Origin of the sequence: Yeosuana marina, assembly GCF_011762485.1 — a bacterium.
Classification (GTDB): domain Bacteria; phylum Bacteroidota; class Bacteroidia; order Flavobacteriales; family Flavobacteriaceae; genus Yeosuana; species Yeosuana marina.
Genome location: NZ_JAAKGI010000025.1, coordinates 355,272 through 373,694 on the forward strand (window position 1 = coordinate 355,272; position 18,423 = coordinate 373,694).

An 18,423-nucleotide genomic window follows, 5' to 3' on the forward strand; every position below is an offset into this window, starting at 1 on the left:
ACTTATCGCCGTTTAAACTCGCTTAGTAAAATAGCTGTAGCAGTGGCAACATTTAAACTTTCTGTAGCTTGCAAATCTCCAAATCTGGGAATACTTATTTTTTGGTTAACCAAACATTCAACCTCACTTGAAATACCGTTGGCCTCATTTCCTAAAATTAAAATGCCTTTTAGAGGTAAAGTTGAAGTATAAACAGATGTTCCTTCCATAAAAGCACCATAACATGTTTGCTCAGTTTGCTCTAAAAATTTAAGCAAATCTGTATATATTATATTTACTCTGGTGATAGACCCCATAGTTGCTTGAATAACTTTTGGATTAAAGCAATCAACCGTTTCGTTACTACAAATCAAATGTTTCACCCCAAACCAGTCACACAATCTAATAATAGTTCCTAGGTTTCCTGGGTCTCGCACATCATCTAGAGCAACTATTAATTGATTATAATCTATGGATTCTGAATCGGGTATTTCAAAAACCGCCAAAGCCCTATTAGGTGTTTTTAAAAAGCTAATCCGTTTTAATTCAGCTTCAGAAATTATTTCTTGGTTTTTGGCATCAATATTGAAGGATTCCGTCGTATATAAGGTGTGCAGAATAAATGATGATTGCAAAAACTCCTTGATTGTTTTAACACCCTCTACAACAAAAAGTTTGTGTTGCAATCTATATTTTTTTTGCTTTAAACTGTTTATTTGTTTTATTTGATTTTTTGATAGCATGGTATCAATATAATGGTTTCTCTTTTGCGATATAAAGAAAATGAAAAAAATATTGTTACCGTTAGTCTCAATAGATTATTTTTCATTTAGAAAAGGCGCTGATTACTATTTCTGTTTCAAAAGAAATAATCTAAAGAGGATTAACACCTTTACGAAATAATGTTGAAGAAGGACCTTTAAAAAAAGTAAGTATAAACAGATGAAATAATGTATTTTTGAACAAGATATAAAAGACACATCAATTGCTATTTAATAATTTAAGAACAAACAAGTCAAAAATTTAATCAATTATAACTTCTACTTGAAACACGCGTTTAATTACATACTATCTTTTATAATTATCTCTGTTTTAATAACATCCTGCGATGCCGTAAAAAGAGTCCCAGAAAGCGACTATTTACTAACCAAAAATTCGGTACATGTTAATGGTAAAAAAGATAATACCGAAACCATAAATAATTTGTTGTATCAAAAACCTAATAGCAAAATATTAAACTATCCATTACGCTTAAATATTTATAATCTGGCTCGTCCTAATATTGATTCCATCGTAAATGCTAATCTTGATAAAAAACCACATAAGAGAGCGCATTTAGAATCATTTTTGTCTAAAAAACAATTAGATAAATATATAGACTCGCGCATAAGTTTTAACGATTGGTTAAAAAAAACTGGGGAAGCGCCGGTTATTCTTAACGAAGACAGAACAAAAAAATCTATTAAACGACTGAATGATTATTATATAAATAATGGTTGGTTTGATGTTGAATCAAATTATGAAATTCATAAAAAAAATAACCAGCGAGCAGAAGTTGATTATTTTGTAAAAACAGGAAATTCATTCATTATTGATTCTATTTCAAAAAAATATGAGCCTTCTGTGGTCGATTCCATATACAGACTTGTTCAAAGAAATAGTTTTATAAAACAAAACGAACAATATAAAACGGTTAATTTACAATTAGAACGTGATCGCATTACAAGCGAATTACGAAATAAAGGTGTGTATCATTTTAGTCAAGATTACATCGCCTTTGAGGTAGATACTGTTGGCACTAATAAAAAAGTAAATATTGAAGTTCAAATACAAGACCGAGCTATTAGAAACCAAGATTCTGTTAGAAGAGAGCCTTTTAAAATTTATAACATAAAAGATGTTAATATTTATACTGATGGCACTTACGAACGAAGGAGCGAAACTAGAACCGATTCTATAAATTACAATGGGTATACCATATACAGCATTGGAAAAATGAGGTTTAACCCAAAAGCATTAACTGATGCCATCTTTATAACTCCAAAAAATATATTTAAAGATATAGACAGAACGCGCTCATACCGGTATTTAAGTGAATTACGAACCTTTAAATACCCCGATATTAAATATATAGAAAATGACGATGAAACATTGACTACCAATATTTTTTTAACGCCTCTTAAAAAATTTGGTTTAAATTTTAGTACTGAAGTTTCTCAAAGTAATATTCAAACTATTGGTTTAGCTGTAAACCCAAGTATTTTAATTAGAAATATTTTTAGAGGAGCTGAAACGCTCGAACTATCAGGGATAGGATCTATAGGAGCATCAAAAGATGCATCAAATAAATCCAGTAATCAATTTTTTGACATTAATGAGATTGGTGTTAATTTAAACCTAACCATCCCTAGGCTATTCTCACCATTCAATACAGATTATATTGTTCCAAAATATATGTCACCAAGTACACGCATTAGTTTATCAGCAACTAGTCAAACAAATATTGGTTTAGACAAACAAACATTTAGCGGAACTTTTAATTACAAATGGAGCCCATCGAGATACATTACTAATAGGTTAGATATTTTCAATGCACAATACGTTAGAAATCTGAATGTTGGGAATTACTTTGGTGTTTATCAAAATTCATTCAAAACACTTAATGCCATTTCCACCTCATTAAATTATAACAATGGAGAGAATTTAAATTTTCCCGATCAAACTGATGCATTCATAAGTGATGTATTAAATAACAATACCACTTTAAACCCTAATGATGCAGATTATAAAACAGTTTCTAATATTAATGAGCGAAAACAACGTTTAACCGAAAATAATTTAATTTTCTCATCTAGTTTTGGTTTGGTGGAAGACACACGTAAAAATATTTATGACGAAAATTTTTCAATTTTTAGAGTCAAATTAGAACTAGCTGGCAATATATTGTCTAGTGCTTCTAGTCTTTTAGGGTTAAACAAAGATAGCAGTAATAGATACGAACTTTTTAACGTGGCCTTTTCTCAGTATGCAAAAACAGAGTTAGACTATATAAAACATTGGAATTTAGGTAAAAAAAATGTGTTCGCCGTACGTAGTTATGCAGGTATTGCTATTCCGTACGGAAACTCAACCAGTATTCCGTTTTCAAAAAGTTTCTTTGCAGGTGGGGCTAATGACAACCGCGCTTGGACAGCTTACAGCTTAGGCCCCGGAAGTTCAGAAAGTTCCAATGAATTTAATGAAGCTAATTTTAAATTAGCCTTTAGTGCTGAAGAACGATTTAATTTGTTTGGTAGTTTAAACGGTGCCGTTTTTGTGGATGCTGGTAATATTTGGAATGTTCTTGATGAAGTAAATGACAAAAAAGCCATATTTTCAGGATTCAACTCTCTAAAAGATATTGCTGTTGGCTCCGGTTTTGGTTTACGTTATGACTTTAGTTTTTTTGTTTTTCGTTTTGATATAGGATTTAAAACTTATGATCCATCTTACCAAGATAAAAACAGGTGGTTTAATGATTATAATTTTGGAAATGCTGTTTATAACATTGGTATAAACTATCCTTTCTAAAAGCTTTTTAACTATTAAATACACTATAACGTTTTAGTGTTGTTTTCAAAGTTTCAAGCCTCAAAGCCATAGCTTTAAATTAAAAATTCATTACTTTTGATACATTAAAAAATTTATAAACTAATTTAAAAAAAATGGGACATAATATAAAACCTGGTGTTGCAACAGGAAAAGAAGTTCAGGCTATATTCAAACTGGCAAAAGAAAAAGGATTTGCTCTACCAGCAGTAAACGTCATTGGATCAGATACTATTAATGGAGTTTTAGAAACTGCAGCATCATTAAATGCACCAGTGATCATTCAGTTTTCAAACGGCGGTGCACAATTTAATGCAGGAAAAGGTTTAAATAACGATAATCAAAATGCTGCTATTGCAGGAGCTATTGCAGGAGCAAAACATGTTCATACCTTATCAGAATATTATGGTGTTCCCGTAATTTTACATACAGACCACTGTGCAAAAAAATTATTGCCTTGGATAGATGGTTTGTTAGATGCTAGTGAAAAACATTTTGCAGAAACAGGAAAGTCTCTTTTCAGTTCTCATATGATTGATCTTTCTGAAGAGCCTATCAAAGAAAATATTGAAATTTGCAAAACATACCTAGAGCGTATGAGCAAAATGGGTATGACTTTAGAAATAGAATTAGGAATCACTGGAGGTGAAGAAGACGGTGTTGACAACAGCGATGTCGATGATTCTAAACTATACACACAACCTGAAGAAGTTGCTTATGCTTATGAAGAATTAAGTAAAGTAAGTGATCAATTTACAATCGCAGCTGCCTTTGGTAATGTCCATGGTGTTTACAAACCAGGTAATGTAAAATTAACTCCTAAAATCTTAAAAAACTCTCAAGACTACATTACTAAAAAATATGGTGTAGGTCATAATCATATCGATTTTGTATTCCATGGTGGTTCAGGTTCTACGGTTGAAGAAATTCGTGAAGGTATTAGCTACGGTGTAATAAAAATGAATATTGATACAGACTTGCAGTACGCATTTATGAGTGGTATTCGTGATTACATGAAGAAAAACGAAGCTTATTTACAATCACAAATAGGAAATCCTGAAGGTGATGATTCACCAAACAAAAAATACTACGATCCACGCGTTTGGTTACGTGCTGGTGAAGTAACTTTTGTAGAGCGTTTAAAAAAGGCTTTCGAAGACTTAAACAACATCAATACCCTATAATAAAATAAATAATCTTAACATAATTAGGGCTCTGCATTAGCAGGGTCTTTTTTTATGTTTGAATACACAAAAAGTAATATCTTAAAAATAAACAACTAAGAATTTCTTTAATAAATGTATCTTGCCATTACCTCAAAATTAAAAAAAGGTTTAATTTTGTTTCTGGTTTTATGTTGTTTATATAAAATGTGACTAACTAATAATCTCATTTTATATAAATAAATTAAGAGTAAAACCTATTTTAAAAGTCGATTGATAATAGCTACAATCGTTAATCTAAAATCTAGAATACTATGTCTTGGTTTAAAAGAAAAACTAAAGGAATTACCACAACAACACAGGATAAAAAGGATACTCCAAGAGGGTTATGGTATAAATCTCCCACAGGTAAAATTGTTGATGCAGAAGAATTAGAAAAAAACTTCTATGTAAGTCCCGAAGACGGATATCACGTTCGTATAGGAAGTAAAGAATATTTTGAAATTCTTTTTGACGATAACAAATTTAAAGAGTTAGATGCAAACCTAGAATCTAAAGATCCTTTAAAATTTGAAGACACCAAAAAATATCCAGACCGTTTAAAATCGGCTCAAGAAAAAACCCACCTTAAAGACGCCATAAGATGTGGGGTTGGAAAATCCAAAGGAAAAGACTTAGTTATTGCCTGTATGGATTTTGCTTTTATTGGAGGTTCTATGGGAAGTGTTGTTGGTGAAAAAATAGTTCGCGCAGCGGATTATTCATTAAAACATAAAATTCCATTAATGGTCATATCAAAATCCGGAGGCGCACGTATGATGGAAGCCGCATTTTCTCTTATGCAAATGGCAAAAACATCTGTAAAATTAGCACAATTGGCAGATGCTGGCATTCCGTATATATCGCTTTGCACAGATCCTACAACAGGAGGCACAACAGCCTCATTTGCGATGTTGGGCGACATTAATATTGCAGAACCTGGTGCATTAATTGGATTTGCTGGCCCACGAGTTGTAAAAGACACAACTGGTCAAGATTTACCAGAAGGATTTCAAACATCTGAATTTTTATTAGAACACGGTTTCCTAGATTTTATAACATTAAGAAAAGAACTTAAAAATAAAGTAAATCAATATATTGATTTAATTACAAACCAGCCATTAAGAGTTTAAATTTATAGTAACTAATGATTTACTTTTATTTTTAAATCAGACACATGTAAATCATTAATTATTACTATATTTGCCGCTCGAAAGAAAGTCTTTCGTGTACATAACAATTATTTACAACAATATTAGCATGTATTTAGCCAAAGAAGTAAAAGAAGAAATCTTCGCAAAACACGGTAAAGGAAAAAACGATACTGGTTCTGCAGAAGGACAAATTGCGTTATTTACGCACAGAATCAATCACTTAACAGAGCACTTAAAACAAAATCGTAAAGATTATAACACCGAGCGTTCATTAGTAAAATTAGTAGGAAAGCGTCGAGCTTTGCTTGATTATCTTACTAAAAAAGATGTCTTAAGATATCGTGCAATAGTGAAAGAATTAGGATTAAGAAAATAATAAAAAGAGGCTTTATGCCTCTTTTTTGTTTAAATATTACATAGTTACAATGTCATTATGAGTAATGTAACGACTTGGAAATCTTTCAAAAAAAAAATTAGATAACCACATCACACCTCAAAATGTGATTCGCAATGACAGAAATTTGAAGAAGCTTTTTATAGTTTTTCATTGGTCACACACAACTACTACTACAACACAACGACCATTGTTTAATTAGAATTAAAAAATTTATGATTCCACAAGTTTTTAAAGAGGTCATAGACCTTGGTGACGGTAGAGAAATTTCTATTGAAACCGGAAAATTAGCAAAACAGGCACACGGTTCTGTTGTTGTACAATCTGGAAAATGTATGCTTTTGTGTACAGTAGTTTCCAACTATCAACAAAGTGATGTTGATTTTTTACCCTTAACAGTAGATTACAGAGAAAAATTTGCTGCTTCAGGACGTTATCCAGGAGGTTTCTTCAAAAGAGAAGCAAGACCAAGTGACGGTGAAGTATTAACCATGCGTCTTGTAGACCGTGTTTTACGTCCGTTATTTCCAAAAGATTACCATGCCGAAACGCAAGTTATGGTTCAGTTAATGTCTCATGACGAAAATGTAATGCCAGACGCTATGGCTGGATTAGCAGCATCTGCAGCGATACAATTATCTGATATTCCTTTTGAAACACCAATTTCTGAAGCAAGAGTTGGTCGTGTTAATGGCGAATTTATTATCAACCCAACAAGAGCACAATTATTAGAATCTGATATTGATATGATGATTGGTGCTTCAGCCGATTCAGTGATGATGGTTGAAGGTGAAATGAATGAGATTTCTGAAGAAGAAATGACTGAAGCTATCAAGTTTGCACACGAAGCTATTAAAGTACAATGTGCTGCTCAAATAAAATTAGCAGAAGCTTTTGGCAAAAAAGAAACACGTGAATATGAACCAGAAAGTGAAGATGAAGAATTAGAGAAAAAAATTCATGATTTAACATATGATAAAGTATATGCTGTAGCAAGAGCTGCATCTGCAAAACACGAACGTAGCGCTGCGTTTGAAGCCATTAAAGAAGAAGTAAAAGCGACATTTACTGAAGAAGAATTAGCCGATTACGGCGGAATGGTTTCTAAGTATTTCTATAAAGCTGAGAAAAAAGCAGTTAGAGATTTAACCTTAAATGAAGGATTACGATTAGATGGTAGAAAGACCGACGAGATAAGACCAATTTGGTGCGAAGTAGATTATCTACCATCAACACACGGTTCTTCAATTTTTACCCGTGGAGAAACTCAAGCATTAGCAACAGTTACTTTAGGAACATCTAGAGAAGCAAACCAAATAGACATGCCATCTTTTGAAGGTGAAGAGCGTTTCTATTTGCATTATAACTTCCCTCCTTTTTCAACTGGTGAAGCACGGCCGTTAAGAGGAACGTCTCGTCGTGAAGTTGGTCATGGAAATTTAGCACAACGTGCCTTAAAAGGTATGGTTCCTGAAGATTGTCCTTATACCGTAAGAGTTGTTTCTGAAATATTAGAATCTAACGGTTCTTCTTCAATGGCTACGGTTTGCGCAGGAACAATGGCTCTTATGGATGCTGGTGTACAAATGAAGAAACCTGTTTCAGGTATCGCCATGGGATTAATCACAGATACTGAAACTGGTAAATACGCAGTTTTATCTGATATCTTAGGTGATGAAGATCATTTAGGTGATATGGACTTTAAAGTAACTGGTACTGCCGATGGTATTACTGCTTGCCAAATGGATATTAAAGTAAAAGGATTATCATACGAAATTTTAGTAAAAGCTTTAAAACAAGCTCGTGACGGCCGTTTACATATCTTGGGGAAAATAACAGATACGATTGCTAAACCAAATGCAACTGTTAAAGACCATGCACCAACAATGGTTACAAGACGTATTCCTAATGAATTTATTGGTGCCTTAATTGGACCTGGCGGAAAAGTAATTCAAGAATTACAAAAAGAAACAGATACAACTATTGTTATTAATGAAGACCCTATTACGGAAGAAGGTATTGTAGAAATTTTAGGTGTCGGTAATAAAGGTATTGATGCTGTATTGGCTAAAATAGATTCTTTAATGTTTAAACCAACTGTTGGTAATACATATGAAGTTAAAGTAATTAAAATGCTTGATTTTGGAGCTGTTGTAGAATATACAGAAGCACCAGGAAACGAGGTTCTGTTACATGTAAGTGAACTAGCTTGGGAACGTACAGAAAATGTTTCTGATGTTGTTAATATGGGTGATGTTTTTGAAGTGAAGTATTTTGGAGTCGATCCAAAAACACGTAAAGAAAAAGTATCTCGTAAAGCTATTTTACCAAAACCAGAAGGTTATGTAGCAAGACCACCAAGAGACAATTCTAGAGATAGTCGCGGTGGTGGACGTGATAACCGAGGCAGAGATAATCGTGGGCGAGATAACCGCCGTGATGACAGAAGACCTAGAGAAGACAGAAAAGAGGATTAAGTTGTTTTCTAAATAGAATAAAAACCTCATCGTTTGATGAGGTTTTTTTTATTCACAACGCTAAAACCTTGTTAAAAATTTGCTATTGTCCTTATTTTGATTATCTTACCTTTTATGATTTATACAGACAAAGAAAAATATTCAGACATTTTAAACGACTCTCTTTCCTATCTTGAGCAAAGAGGTTATGAAAACATTAAGGCAGATACTGAAGGTTACGAAACACCTAAATCGTTCAACAAAGTTGGAAGCGATGTTAGCATCACTCCAGACATTGTTGCAGAAAAAGAAGGCAGAAAACATTATTTTGAATTGAGTTTAAAATCTGAAAAGCCAAAACTTCTTAAATCTAAATGGTTGTTTTTAAACACATTAAGCGGATTAAAATCTTGTAAATTTAGATTAATAACCACCAAAGGGCATTATAAATTCACCAATGAAATGCTAAGTGATCTCAATCTTAATGACAAAACTTTGATAAAAATTTAATTTTCTGTAACAAAAACAACCTTTATTACGTATAACCATATGTAGTAAAGAAAATTCACTTAAAAATTACAGGAGAACTTTAGATGAGACAACTTAAAATTACGAAGCAGGTAACTAACAGAGAAACCGCTTCGTTAGACAAATATCTTCAAGAAATTGGAAAAGTTGACTTAATTACCGCAGACGAAGAAGTAGAATTAGCACAACGTATTAAAGCAGGCGATCAAGTTGCTTTAGAAAAGTTAACAAAAGCTAATCTACGTTTTGTTGTGTCGGTAGCTAAGCAATATCAAAACCAAGGTTTAACATTACCCGATTTAATTAATGAAGGTAACTTAGGATTAATTAAAGCGGCGCAACGTTTTGATGAAACACGTGGTTTTAAATTTATATCCTATGCCGTTTGGTGGATTCGTCAATCTATCTTACAAGCACTAGCTGAGCAATCTCGTATTGTACGTTTGCCTTTAAACAAAATTGGTTCTATTAATAAAATTAATAAAACATTTGCCTTTTTAGAACAAAGTCACGAGCGTCCGCCAAGTGCTGAAGAAATTGCCAAAGAGCTTGATATGACTATTAACGACGTTAAAGAGTCTATGAAAAACTCAGGACGTCACGTAAGTATGGATGCGCCTTTAGTAGAAGGTGAAGATTCTAACCTATACGATGTACTTAATAGTGGTGAATCACCTAACCCAGACAGAGAATTATTACACGAATCATTACGTACTGAAATTGAGAGAGCTTTAGAAACATTAACACCTCGTGAAGCTGATGTAATTCGTTTGTATTTTGGTTTAGGAAATCAACATCCAATGACTTTAGAAGAAATTGGGGAAACTTTTGATTTGACTCGTGAACGTGTTCGTCAGATTAAAGAAAAAGCCATCAGACGACTGAAGCACACATCTAGAAGTAAAATTTTGAAAACATATTTAGGGTAAAATTGATTTGGCAATCATCTATATATTAGATATTTTTATTATCTTAAATTTTATAGTAAATTGCGCAAAATTGACATAACTTATTTAAAATATATTTAGTTAGTAATCATAAAAAATTACGACTAAATAATAGTAACAAACAGTTCAACATAACTGTTCGTTTTTTGATTGATGAAAGAACCCTCGGCTGATTACCGAGGGTTTGTTTTTTTATTCTATTTTTGCTGAAATAAAATGACTCATAACATGAATTCCAAACTTATTGCTCCCTCAATACTTGCTGCAGATTTCGCCAATTTACAGCGCGATATAGAAATGGTTAACAAAAGCGATGCAGATTGGTTTCATATTGATATTATGGATGGCGTTTTTGTGCCAAACATTTCCTTTGGTATGCCAGTTTTAAAGGCTATTACAAAACATGCAAAAAAAACCATCGATGTTCATTTAATGATTATTGACCCAGATAGGTATATTAAAACATTTGCAGATCTTGGAAGCAATATTTTAACGGTACATTACGAGGCGTGTACCCATTTGCACAGAACACTTCAAGCTATAAAATCTGAAGGCATGAAAGCTGGTGTCGCCTTAAACCCACATACTAACATCAGCCTTTTAGAGGATATAATTAACGATATAGATTTAGTACTTATTATGAGTGTTAATCCTGGTTTTGGTGGTCAAAGCTTTATTGAAAACACTTATAATAAAATAAGTCAACTAAAAGAATTAATTCACAAAAAAGGAGCTTCTACACTTATAGAAATTGACGGAGGTGTTTCAAATAAAAACATCAAACAACTCGTTAATGTTGGCGCTGATGTTTTGGTTGCTGGAAGTTTTGTCTTTAAAAGTTCTGAACCACAAGAAACGATTAAAGATTTAAAAGCTATCGCAAATTCATAAAATTAAGTTAAAACCGAATAAAATTTCATTTTTCATCTTTTGTTATTTTATTTTTATTTTGGTTTTTATTGATTACCACTATAGAGGAATAGCTAAATAATATATAATTAGTTAACGTTTAAATAGCTTTTTAACTAAATTGCATCACTTCATTAGAAGTTTTTATCAGAAATTAAGATCATATAGCCTTACGTTCTATTTGATCTCATTAAAACATTAAAATTATGGGAAGACCTGCAACTAAACCAGCAGAATTGAGAGACGGATATTATATTGAAATTAGAAACAAAAATTCCAACTCAGGAGTAAAAATTAGGAGAGATAATAGTGATCAAATGCATCGCGCTGCAAAAGAATACGAAAGAAGTAAGGAAGTTATCATATTAGGAAAGTTTAAAAACGGTAAAGCCGTTAAAAACTCATAGCTACGAGATTACTAGTATCCTGCAAAATTAAAATTAAGCATTTGGTGTATTTTAAAATAAACTTCTGGAAAGTGTAATTTAAACTCTTTAGGAGTTTCAATAAAACTTTCTATAACCACTGCTAAAAACTCAAATTGATTGGTAAATGCATAGTTACGTATGTATTTAGATTGTACTAATTCATCTCTTAACAATTTATTTTCCGACAACAATTCTGTTAACTCCTTAAACGAATCACTAAAAATAGTTGAACTTATATCTCTTTCGTTTAAACTATTTAAATGAATAGCATGTACAAATTCATGAATACCTAAATTGATATTATCATTAGTAGTTTTATAACCTAATTTAAAATCTTCCCAAGATAAAACAAGAGCCTTTAGCTTCGGATTAAATTCTCCTTTGTGATATTCCTTATTTATTCTTGAGTAAAATTTATTTGGGTAAATAACAATTTTATTTATTAAACCAATATAAAAATCTCTAAAACCAAAGGTTAACATTACTGCTGTTGAAGAAATTAAAACTTTAATCTCATCGTTAATTTCTAAACCATTTCTACCAATGAAATCTTTATCATTTATAAAAGATGCTACTCTATGTTCAAAATATTTTTTATGCTTTGTATCTAACTTGTTGTAAAATGCAAATTGCTTAGTTAAAATAGATTTTTGATTTATGCTAAGTGTTTTTAAAGAAAGATATAAATGAACAAAAAAAGGTTTTTTCGTTCTTAAAACGTATCCCATTTCTATCATTTTCACAGCAAATTGAATAAATATATACAATAAGACAGCAAAGAAAATTCCTAGAATAATTTTACTTCCAATGGTATATGTCTCTACTGCCAATATTGATAACATAATCGGTTAAGTTAAAATTAAATTAGTCTAAAAGTTTTCAATTGATAAAATCTTCAATCAACTAATACTATATTTTTAATTTAAAAAAAAGAGGATTGGATTAATCCATCCTCTTTTTAAAAAGTTTTTAATATATTTTAATTCCAAAACGACGCATACAAGGCTACTAGTATGAGCATAACCGCAAAGGCTCCAATATTAAATAATGGACTTGTTTTAAATAGTTGTTTGGTAATTGGAATTCCTTTGTCATCATCGGCGCCTTTATGTTGTATATAACTAACAAGTGCAATAACGCCCATGGTTAATAATGCCGTATACCCCATTTGATCCATAAAAGGAACATTTACAAACAACGGACTTGTTGACCATCCATTAGGGGCTACTTTAAAGTACATCGCTATCGGAATCGATGCTAAGGCTCCAATAATGGCTGCCTTGTTGGTGGTTTTCTTCCAGAACAATCCTAAAATAAATACAGCTAATATCCCCGGACTTACCATACCGGTATATTCTTGGATAAACTGAAAGGCCTGATCTAAATTTCCTAACATTGGTGCCAAAACACAGGCTATTGCTAAGGCCACTCCTGCTGAAATTCTACCCATGCTCACCGTTGCTTTATCGCTTGCGTTCTTATTAATATATTGTTTGTAAATATCCATGGTAAAAATAGTAGATGTCGAATTTAGCATAGATGCTAAAGAGGATACGATGGCTGCTGCTAATGCAGCAAACGCCACGCCTTTTAATCCTGTTGGTAAAAATTGTAATAACCATGGATACGCTTTATCTGCTTGTTCTAAGGATGGTAAATTATGCATACCCTCTAACCCTAATTTTGCCATAATGGTAGGATCATTGACCATCACATAAGCTGCTATTCCAGGTATCACAACAATTAGGGGTATCACTAACTTTAAAAATGCCGCTAACAAAATCCCTTTTTGTGCTTCTCTTAAAGACTTTGCTGCCAAAGTTCTTTGAATTATATATTGATTGAATCCCCAGTAATATAAGTTGGCAACCCACATACCTCCTACTAACACACCGATTCCTGGTAAGTTACTATATTCTGGATTAGACTTATCTAAAATCATGGCAAATCGCTCTGGAACTGCGTCATAAACCGTATGCAATCCAACCATAAATCCTTCTCCGCCAGAGACCATATTTAAGGCTAAATACGTGGTGACCAAACCTCCCAATACTAAAAACACCACTTGAATAACATCGGTCCATGCGACTGCCGATAGCCCGCCATATAATGAATAGGCTGCTGAAAATAACGCTAATCCTATAACGCCATAAATCATCGGAATGCCCATGATCGTTTCTAAAGCTAAAGACCCTAAATATAAAACGGTTGTTAGATTAACAAACACGTATAATGCTATCCAAAAAACAGCTAAAATCGTTTTTAAATTGGTTGAAAATCGTTTTTCTACAAATTCTGGGATGGTATATAATCCTTTCTCTATAAAAATAGGTAGGAAATATTTTCCAACGACTATTAATGTTAAGGCGGCCATCCATTCATAAGAGGCTATGGCTAATCCTGATGCAAAGCCTGAGCCTGACATTCCTATAAATTGTTCGGCTGAAATATTAGCGGCTATTAAAGAGGTGCCTATTGCCCACCATGGTAATGATTTACTGGCTAAAAAATAGTCTTCTGCATTTTTTTGATGTCCCTTTTTGTCTCTGGAAACCCAAAGACCTACGCCTAATATCAAAATAGCATAGGCTATAAAAACCAAATAATCCCAAAAATCGAAATGTGTTGTCATGATAAGTATAGTATTATAAATTTAGTTTGCTTAATTATCAATTGTAAATCTATGATTTATATTTTAGATGTTAAAAGATTACTAAAACTATATGACCTAAATATTAATTTAAAAAATTGAAGTTTTTCAAGGATAAGCTTATCAAACTCCAAGATTTATTCATTGATGGACAAATGAATAAAACGGAGTACTAGGCTAAAAAAAGATATCAAAATATACTGGATGAACTCGAGAATTTAGAACAGAATCAAAATAAACAGAAAGAGGTTTTTGAAACTCACAAAAATCGGCACAAATTTTAAGTAATTTACACCCATCATTTATCTTAAATACATGTTTAAGAACCTATAAATGATGTTATGAATTTTCAGTTTAAACTCCGTGACGGTAAAAAAGGGGCCTCACTAATTTCTGAATTACGATTTAAATCTGATATTAGAATCCGTTTGGCCACACCTTGGATAGGACAGGCAAAGTGAACCACTTGCGACGGATGAAAGTGAGCATAGCAATAATTATTGCAAATCTTTTTAATACCTTAGGCTGAAAAGAGTTTTTAGGTGGTTCAAAAACTTCCGTTTTCAGTGGTTTATTTTAACCGTTTTTTGTACATAGAGTAAGGGCTCTTTGGATATTTGGGATAATAGAAAATTTTATAATTAGATGAAGGCTTAGAACGTTAAAGTTCGATCTTTTCGAGCGCTTTTTTTAGAACAAACCAAATTAACATAGAAAAACTAAAAATCAGGATTCCGTAAATTGTGGTAATCATAGAAATCCTAAACCCTTCCGTAATAAAAGAGTATGATATATCCACTTCATCTAATTTGATAGCTTTAAAGGCGGAGAACAGCCCTATCAACTGGCCAAAAATTCCAAAAAACACAGCAAATATACCTGCGGACCTTATATAATTTATCTCTCTTAAAGTTTCGTCAGTATTATTTATTTTCTGGATAAAAATAGAAATAGCGACAATTACTGAAATGATAACAACGAAAAGTAAAATAAGTGTAAGTATCCCCATAAAGACAAAACCGCCGTTAAAAAAGAATTCAATCATAATTATTAAATTAAAAAAAATAGCCTACCTAATACTTGTTACTTTTTCAAATATAAGCGAGATTTTTTAATTTCACCAGATGAAAAAGTCTTTGCTCAAACAGATCTTATACTGGGTTTCAATACTTATTATTCTTACACTAATTTTCGGGTTTAGCTGGGAGAGTCATCTATTATCCTTCTACTTTTCCGCACTATTACTACCGATAGTGATAGCGACCACCTATTTTTTTAATTTGTTCTTGGTTCCAAAATATCTTTTAACTGGCCGCTACATAAAATTCACACTATATTTCTTTTATACGCTTATAGTTTCACTCTACTTTGCAATGCTAGTCTCTTTGTTTTCTTTTGTAGCCCTTGCAAAAATGAATACAGAAGCGGTAAACTTGGAAGGTATCTCTATTTTTATGCTCGGAATAACACTTTATCTTATTGTCTTCGCAACAAGTTTCATAAGACTAGTTAATCAGTTTCAAAAAAAGGAAAAACTTATTGCTACGCTGAAATCTGATAATAAAAAAAATGAACAAGAGAATATTCTCGTTCGGGTAGACCGTAAAAACCAACTTATCTCGCTAAATAAACTTGCATACATAGAAAGTCTAAATGATTATGTGAAATTAGTGACTACAGAATCCGAATTTGTTACAAGGGAAAAAATTACCAATTTAAACAAAAAATTACCAGAGAAGTTTATACGCATTCATAGATCATTTTTGGTAAATTCTGATAAAGTGAATTCATTTACAACGACCGAAGTCAATATCTTAAAAACCAATCTTCCAATCAGTCGAACATATAAAAAAAAGGCTATCGAAATTTTAGAAAGTCTTCCGCAAAATCCCTGATAAAAAAATTTATATGATTTATTGACAATACCTTCATTTAAATTGATCGAATGCATAAATTCAGTCTATTTATCGGTAGAATGCAGGTTTTATAACGGATTCTACATTGCATAAAACCTACTTTATTACGGAAATTGCGGGTGTCAATTAAAAATAAAAATCATCATGCAATTATTTGAAATTCTCTTATTATCTAGCTCAATTACTTACTTAGTACTAAATCTATTTTTTCAGATAAAAATTAAAAAAACATATATATCAGGAGTGCTGATATTTGTTATACTGCTTCACTTTTTATTTGAAGGCTATCGATGGCAAATGCTTTTTTGCTATTTAATATGGCTAATCGCTTTAATCACAGGAATAAAACAATCACAGAGAAAGTCAAAAACGATTATCAAATTCTTTAAAGGGTTCGGACTAGCTATTTTATTTGTTTTAGGTGTGTTCTTTCCTTCTGTCTTACCTGTATTTGATCTTCCTCAACCTAAAGGTCCCTACTCTGTTGGAACTACTGATATTCTATTGGAACTGGATCGTGAAGAAATAATCACAGAAAATAAATATGACAAGCGTAAACTGATGATAAAAGTTTGGTACCCAACGAACGATAAGGTTGGTGAAATGGATTTATATGTGGATGATGGTGGAAGGCATGGTTTTGCACAAAAATATGGACTACCAAATTCAACGTTTAACTATCTGGATAAAGTCAATACCCACGTATTTAGAAATGCATCAGTAGCAGACAAAAAATTTCCTGTACTGGTTTTTTCTCATGGGTATAACTCTAAAGCCAATAATTATTATGCATTGCTATCTCAAATCGTTAGTGAAGGTTATGTTGTATTTGCGGTAAATCATACTTATGAAAGCACAGGGACTACATTTCCCGATGGATCCGAGGTATATTTTAACTATGAGTATGCTCAGAAAATTGAATCTGGAACTTGGAAAAATATGGAGCCTGTGATTGAAGCTTTTAAAGGAAATCTTTCTTTCGAAGAACGTCATCCAATTGTAAAAAAAGGCTTAAAAACTTATTTTGTGAGAAAAATGGTTGAGCGATGGGCCAAAGATATTACTGATGTAATAGATAATATTGATTCTTGGAATACCTCTGGTTTTTTTAAAGGTAAGTTAGATGTTGAAAATATTGGTGTATTTGGTCATTCTAGAGGTGGTGGTGCCGCTGGAGAAGCTTTTCTTTCCGATAATAGAATTAAGGCAGGAGTAAACATAGACGGTGTGCAATGGGGGCGTATTGTAGATACATCATTTCAAAATCCATTTTTATTTATTTCAGCAGACTGGCCTAAAGAAAAAGAAGATCTTAATTCGCATGCTTATATTAATAAAAGCCAGTCCGCTTTTTACGAGGCTAGAATTCTAAACACGGGGCACAGCAGCTTCATGGATATTCCGTTTATGATTCCCTTTAAATCACTTAGTCAAGCTGGCGATATTAAACCTAAGTTAGGTATAGAAATTACGTCTAAACTAGTAACTTCATTTTTTGACAGTTATCTAAAAAAGAAGACAATTGATTTTAATTTACTCGATTCTGAATATGACCAATTGAATCTGAAAATCTATAGAGGTAAATTAGTAAAAGAAAATTTATCGAATTCTATGTAGATTCATATTCCGTTGAGGATTTTGACTAGTTAATTTTAACAAATAAAATAGAGAATAATAATCTTGTTGTTTTTCAGGATATTTTGAAAAGATTCCCCTTTTAAAGCTGAAACAGAAACAATATTTTGTGAAAACTCAAAAGCAACCTAATCCCTTGAATTCGTTAAGAATGAATTAGGTTCATATAATACTTTGATGAGTTTAGAAAGGAATTAGAGTTGAGCAAAAAAGAAAATGGGGTGTTGCAACATTATATAAACGTAATATAGGTTAAAGTGCTAAAATTAACCATTTTGATTATTAATAAATATATGGTTAAACATAAAGTAAAGTTCAATTAATCCCAAGACAGACTTATAATGGAGCGTTATAGCATATTTCAGCACATGACGTTTAGACAATAAAAAAATGCAACAAACTTTATCTCAATTTATTGCATTTTATATTTGTGAACCACATTGACCTAACTTCAAACCAAACATTAAACCTTTTCGAAAATTTGAAAAGAAAATTATATGAGGTTAATGAGGAACATAACTAGCAGAGCAAACAGAAAAAATGTCGACCCTACTGGGAATAAATAATTTTGAAGAAAATTCTCATATTTCAAATAAAATTTACTAATTTTCGTATTTAAAATTATACTATACAGTGA

Annotated in this window: 15 protein-coding genes; 11 read left to right on the forward strand and 4 right to left on the reverse strand. The window is 32.0% G+C overall.

Translation table 11 applies throughout. From position 1 onward, the window contains the following. Window positions 1-2 precede the first annotated feature (2 nt). A complete protein-coding gene (locus tag G5V56_RS14020) occupies window positions 3-722 on the reverse strand; it encodes a TrmH family RNA methyltransferase (RefSeq protein WP_166966103.1) in 720 nt (239 codons plus the stop codon). Between the two features lie 301 nt (window positions 723-1,023). Between G5V56_RS14020 and tamL the strand changes: the two genes are divergently transcribed. The 9 genes from tamL to G5V56_RS14065 all read left to right on the forward strand — a co-directional run bounded on the left by tamL (window position 1,024) and on the right by G5V56_RS14065 (window position 11,564). Next, entirely contained in the window at window positions 1,024-3,549 is a 2,526-nt protein-coding gene (gene tamL, locus G5V56_RS14025) for a translocation and assembly module lipoprotein TamL (protein WP_166966105.1), read from the forward strand. 134 nt (window positions 3,550-3,683) lie between these two features. After that, a complete protein-coding gene (fbaA, locus tag G5V56_RS14030; RefSeq protein ID WP_166966107.1) occupies window positions 3,684-4,751 on the forward strand; it encodes a class II fructose-bisphosphate aldolase in 1,068 nt (355 codons plus the stop codon). A 293-nt stretch (window positions 4,752-5,044) separates the two neighbouring features. Further along, window positions 5,045-5,902 (forward strand): acetyl-CoA carboxylase, carboxyltransferase subunit beta, encoded by an 858-nt coding sequence (gene accD, locus G5V56_RS14035; RefSeq protein ID WP_166966109.1) that lies wholly within the window; start codon window positions 5,045-5,047, stop codon window positions 5,900-5,902. Window positions 5,903-6,029: 127 nt separating this feature from the next. Further along, entirely contained in the window at window positions 6,030-6,299 is a 270-nt protein-coding gene (rpsO, locus tag G5V56_RS14040) for a 30S ribosomal protein S15 (RefSeq protein WP_166966111.1), read from the forward strand. A 233-nt stretch (window positions 6,300-6,532) separates the two neighbouring features. Further along, the gene (locus tag G5V56_RS14045; RefSeq protein WP_166966113.1) at window positions 6,533-8,794 is read left to right on the forward strand and encodes a polyribonucleotide nucleotidyltransferase; all 2,262 of its coding nucleotides are present in this window, start codon (window positions 6,533-6,535) and stop codon (window positions 8,792-8,794) included. Window positions 8,795-8,908: 114 nt separating this feature from the next. Then, on the forward strand, window positions 8,909-9,283 hold the full coding sequence (locus G5V56_RS14050) for a hypothetical protein (protein WP_166966115.1): 375 nt from the start codon (window positions 8,909-8,911) through the stop codon (window positions 9,281-9,283). 83 nt (window positions 9,284-9,366) lie between these two features. Next, window positions 9,367-10,230: a sigma-70 family RNA polymerase sigma factor gene (locus tag G5V56_RS14055; protein WP_042497104.1), complete on the forward strand. Its 864-nt coding sequence runs from the start codon at window positions 9,367-9,369 to the stop codon at window positions 10,228-10,230. Between the two features lie 246 nt (window positions 10,231-10,476). After that, window positions 10,477-11,139: a ribulose-phosphate 3-epimerase gene (gene rpe, locus G5V56_RS14060; protein ID WP_166966117.1), complete on the forward strand. Its 663-nt coding sequence runs from the start codon at window positions 10,477-10,479 to the stop codon at window positions 11,137-11,139. A 224-nt stretch (window positions 11,140-11,363) separates the two neighbouring features. Beyond that, entirely contained in the window at window positions 11,364-11,564 is a 201-nt protein-coding gene (locus tag G5V56_RS14065; RefSeq protein WP_166966119.1) for a hypothetical protein, read from the forward strand. Window positions 11,565-11,575: 11 nt separating this feature from the next. Here the strand turns inward: G5V56_RS14065 and G5V56_RS14070 are convergent, their stop codons facing one another. The 3 genes from G5V56_RS14070 to G5V56_RS14080 all read right to left on the reverse strand — a co-directional run bounded on the left by G5V56_RS14070 (window position 11,576) and on the right by G5V56_RS14080 (window position 15,280). Further along, entirely contained in the window at window positions 11,576-12,427 is an 852-nt protein-coding gene (locus G5V56_RS14070) for a zinc-dependent peptidase (RefSeq protein ID WP_166966121.1), read from the reverse strand. A gap of 137 nt (window positions 12,428-12,564) precedes the next feature. Next, complete coding sequence (locus G5V56_RS14075) at window positions 12,565-14,217, reverse strand: sodium/sugar symporter (protein WP_166966124.1); 1,653 nt, start codon at window positions 14,215-14,217, stop codon at window positions 12,565-12,567. Window positions 14,218-14,896: 679 nt separating this feature from the next. Then, window positions 14,897-15,280, reverse strand: coding sequence for a MotA/TolQ/ExbB proton channel family protein (locus tag G5V56_RS14080; protein WP_166966126.1), 384 nt, complete (start codon window positions 15,278-15,280; stop codon window positions 14,897-14,899). Between the two features lie 367 nt (window positions 15,281-15,647). Between G5V56_RS14080 and G5V56_RS14085 the strand changes: the two genes are divergently transcribed. Both G5V56_RS14085 and G5V56_RS14090 read left to right on the forward strand, forming a co-directional pair. Then, a complete protein-coding gene (locus G5V56_RS14085; RefSeq protein WP_166966128.1) occupies window positions 15,648-16,130 on the forward strand; it encodes a LytR/AlgR family response regulator transcription factor in 483 nt (160 codons plus the stop codon). Window positions 16,131-16,295: 165 nt separating this feature from the next. Then, window positions 16,296-17,768 (forward strand): alpha/beta hydrolase family protein, encoded by a 1,473-nt coding sequence (locus G5V56_RS14090; RefSeq protein ID WP_166966130.1) that lies wholly within the window; start codon window positions 16,296-16,298, stop codon window positions 17,766-17,768. Window positions 17,769-18,423: the final 655 nt, after the last annotated feature.

What these genes read in the sequence shown, in the direction of transcription:
- G5V56_RS14065 (WP_166966119.1), top strand. Translation starts at nt 11,364, where the DNA reads ATGGGAAGACCTGCAACTAAACCAGCAGAATTGAGAGACGGATATTAT.
- rpsO (WP_166966111.1), top strand. Translation starts at nt 6,030, where the DNA reads ATGTATTTAGCCAAAGAAGTAAAAGAAGAAATCTTCGCAAAACACGGT.
- G5V56_RS14050 (WP_166966115.1), top strand. Translation starts at nt 8,909, where the DNA reads ATGATTTATACAGACAAAGAAAAATATTCAGACATTTTAAACGACTCT.
- fbaA (WP_166966107.1), top strand. Translation starts at nt 3,684, where the DNA reads ATGGGACATAATATAAAACCTGGTGTTGCAACAGGAAAAGAAGTTCAG.
- G5V56_RS14080 (WP_166966126.1), bottom strand. Translation starts at nt 15,280, where the DNA reads ATGATTGAATTCTTTTTTAACGGCGGTTTTGTCTTTATGGGGATACTT.
- G5V56_RS14055 (WP_042497104.1), top strand. Translation starts at nt 9,367, where the DNA reads ATGAGACAACTTAAAATTACGAAGCAGGTAACTAACAGAGAAACCGCT.
- G5V56_RS14045 (WP_166966113.1), top strand. Translation starts at nt 6,533, where the DNA reads ATGATTCCACAAGTTTTTAAAGAGGTCATAGACCTTGGTGACGGTAGA.
- G5V56_RS14085 (WP_166966128.1), top strand. Translation starts at nt 15,648, where the DNA reads ATGAATACAGAAGCGGTAAACTTGGAAGGTATCTCTATTTTTATGCTC.
- G5V56_RS14020 (WP_166966103.1), bottom strand. Translation starts at nt 722, where the DNA reads ATGCTATCAAAAAATCAAATAAAACAAATAAACAGTTTAAAGCAAAAA.
- rpe (WP_166966117.1), top strand. Translation starts at nt 10,477, where the DNA reads ATGAATTCCAAACTTATTGCTCCCTCAATACTTGCTGCAGATTTCGCC.
- G5V56_RS14075 (WP_166966124.1), bottom strand. Translation starts at nt 14,217, where the DNA reads ATGACAACACATTTCGATTTTTGGGATTATTTGGTTTTTATAGCCTAT.
- G5V56_RS14070 (WP_166966121.1), bottom strand. Translation starts at nt 12,427, where the DNA reads ATGTTATCAATATTGGCAGTAGAGACATATACCATTGGAAGTAAAATT.
- G5V56_RS14090 (WP_166966130.1), top strand. Translation starts at nt 16,296, where the DNA reads ATGCAATTATTTGAAATTCTCTTATTATCTAGCTCAATTACTTACTTA.
- accD (WP_166966109.1), top strand. Translation starts at nt 5,045, where the DNA reads ATGTCTTGGTTTAAAAGAAAAACTAAAGGAATTACCACAACAACACAG.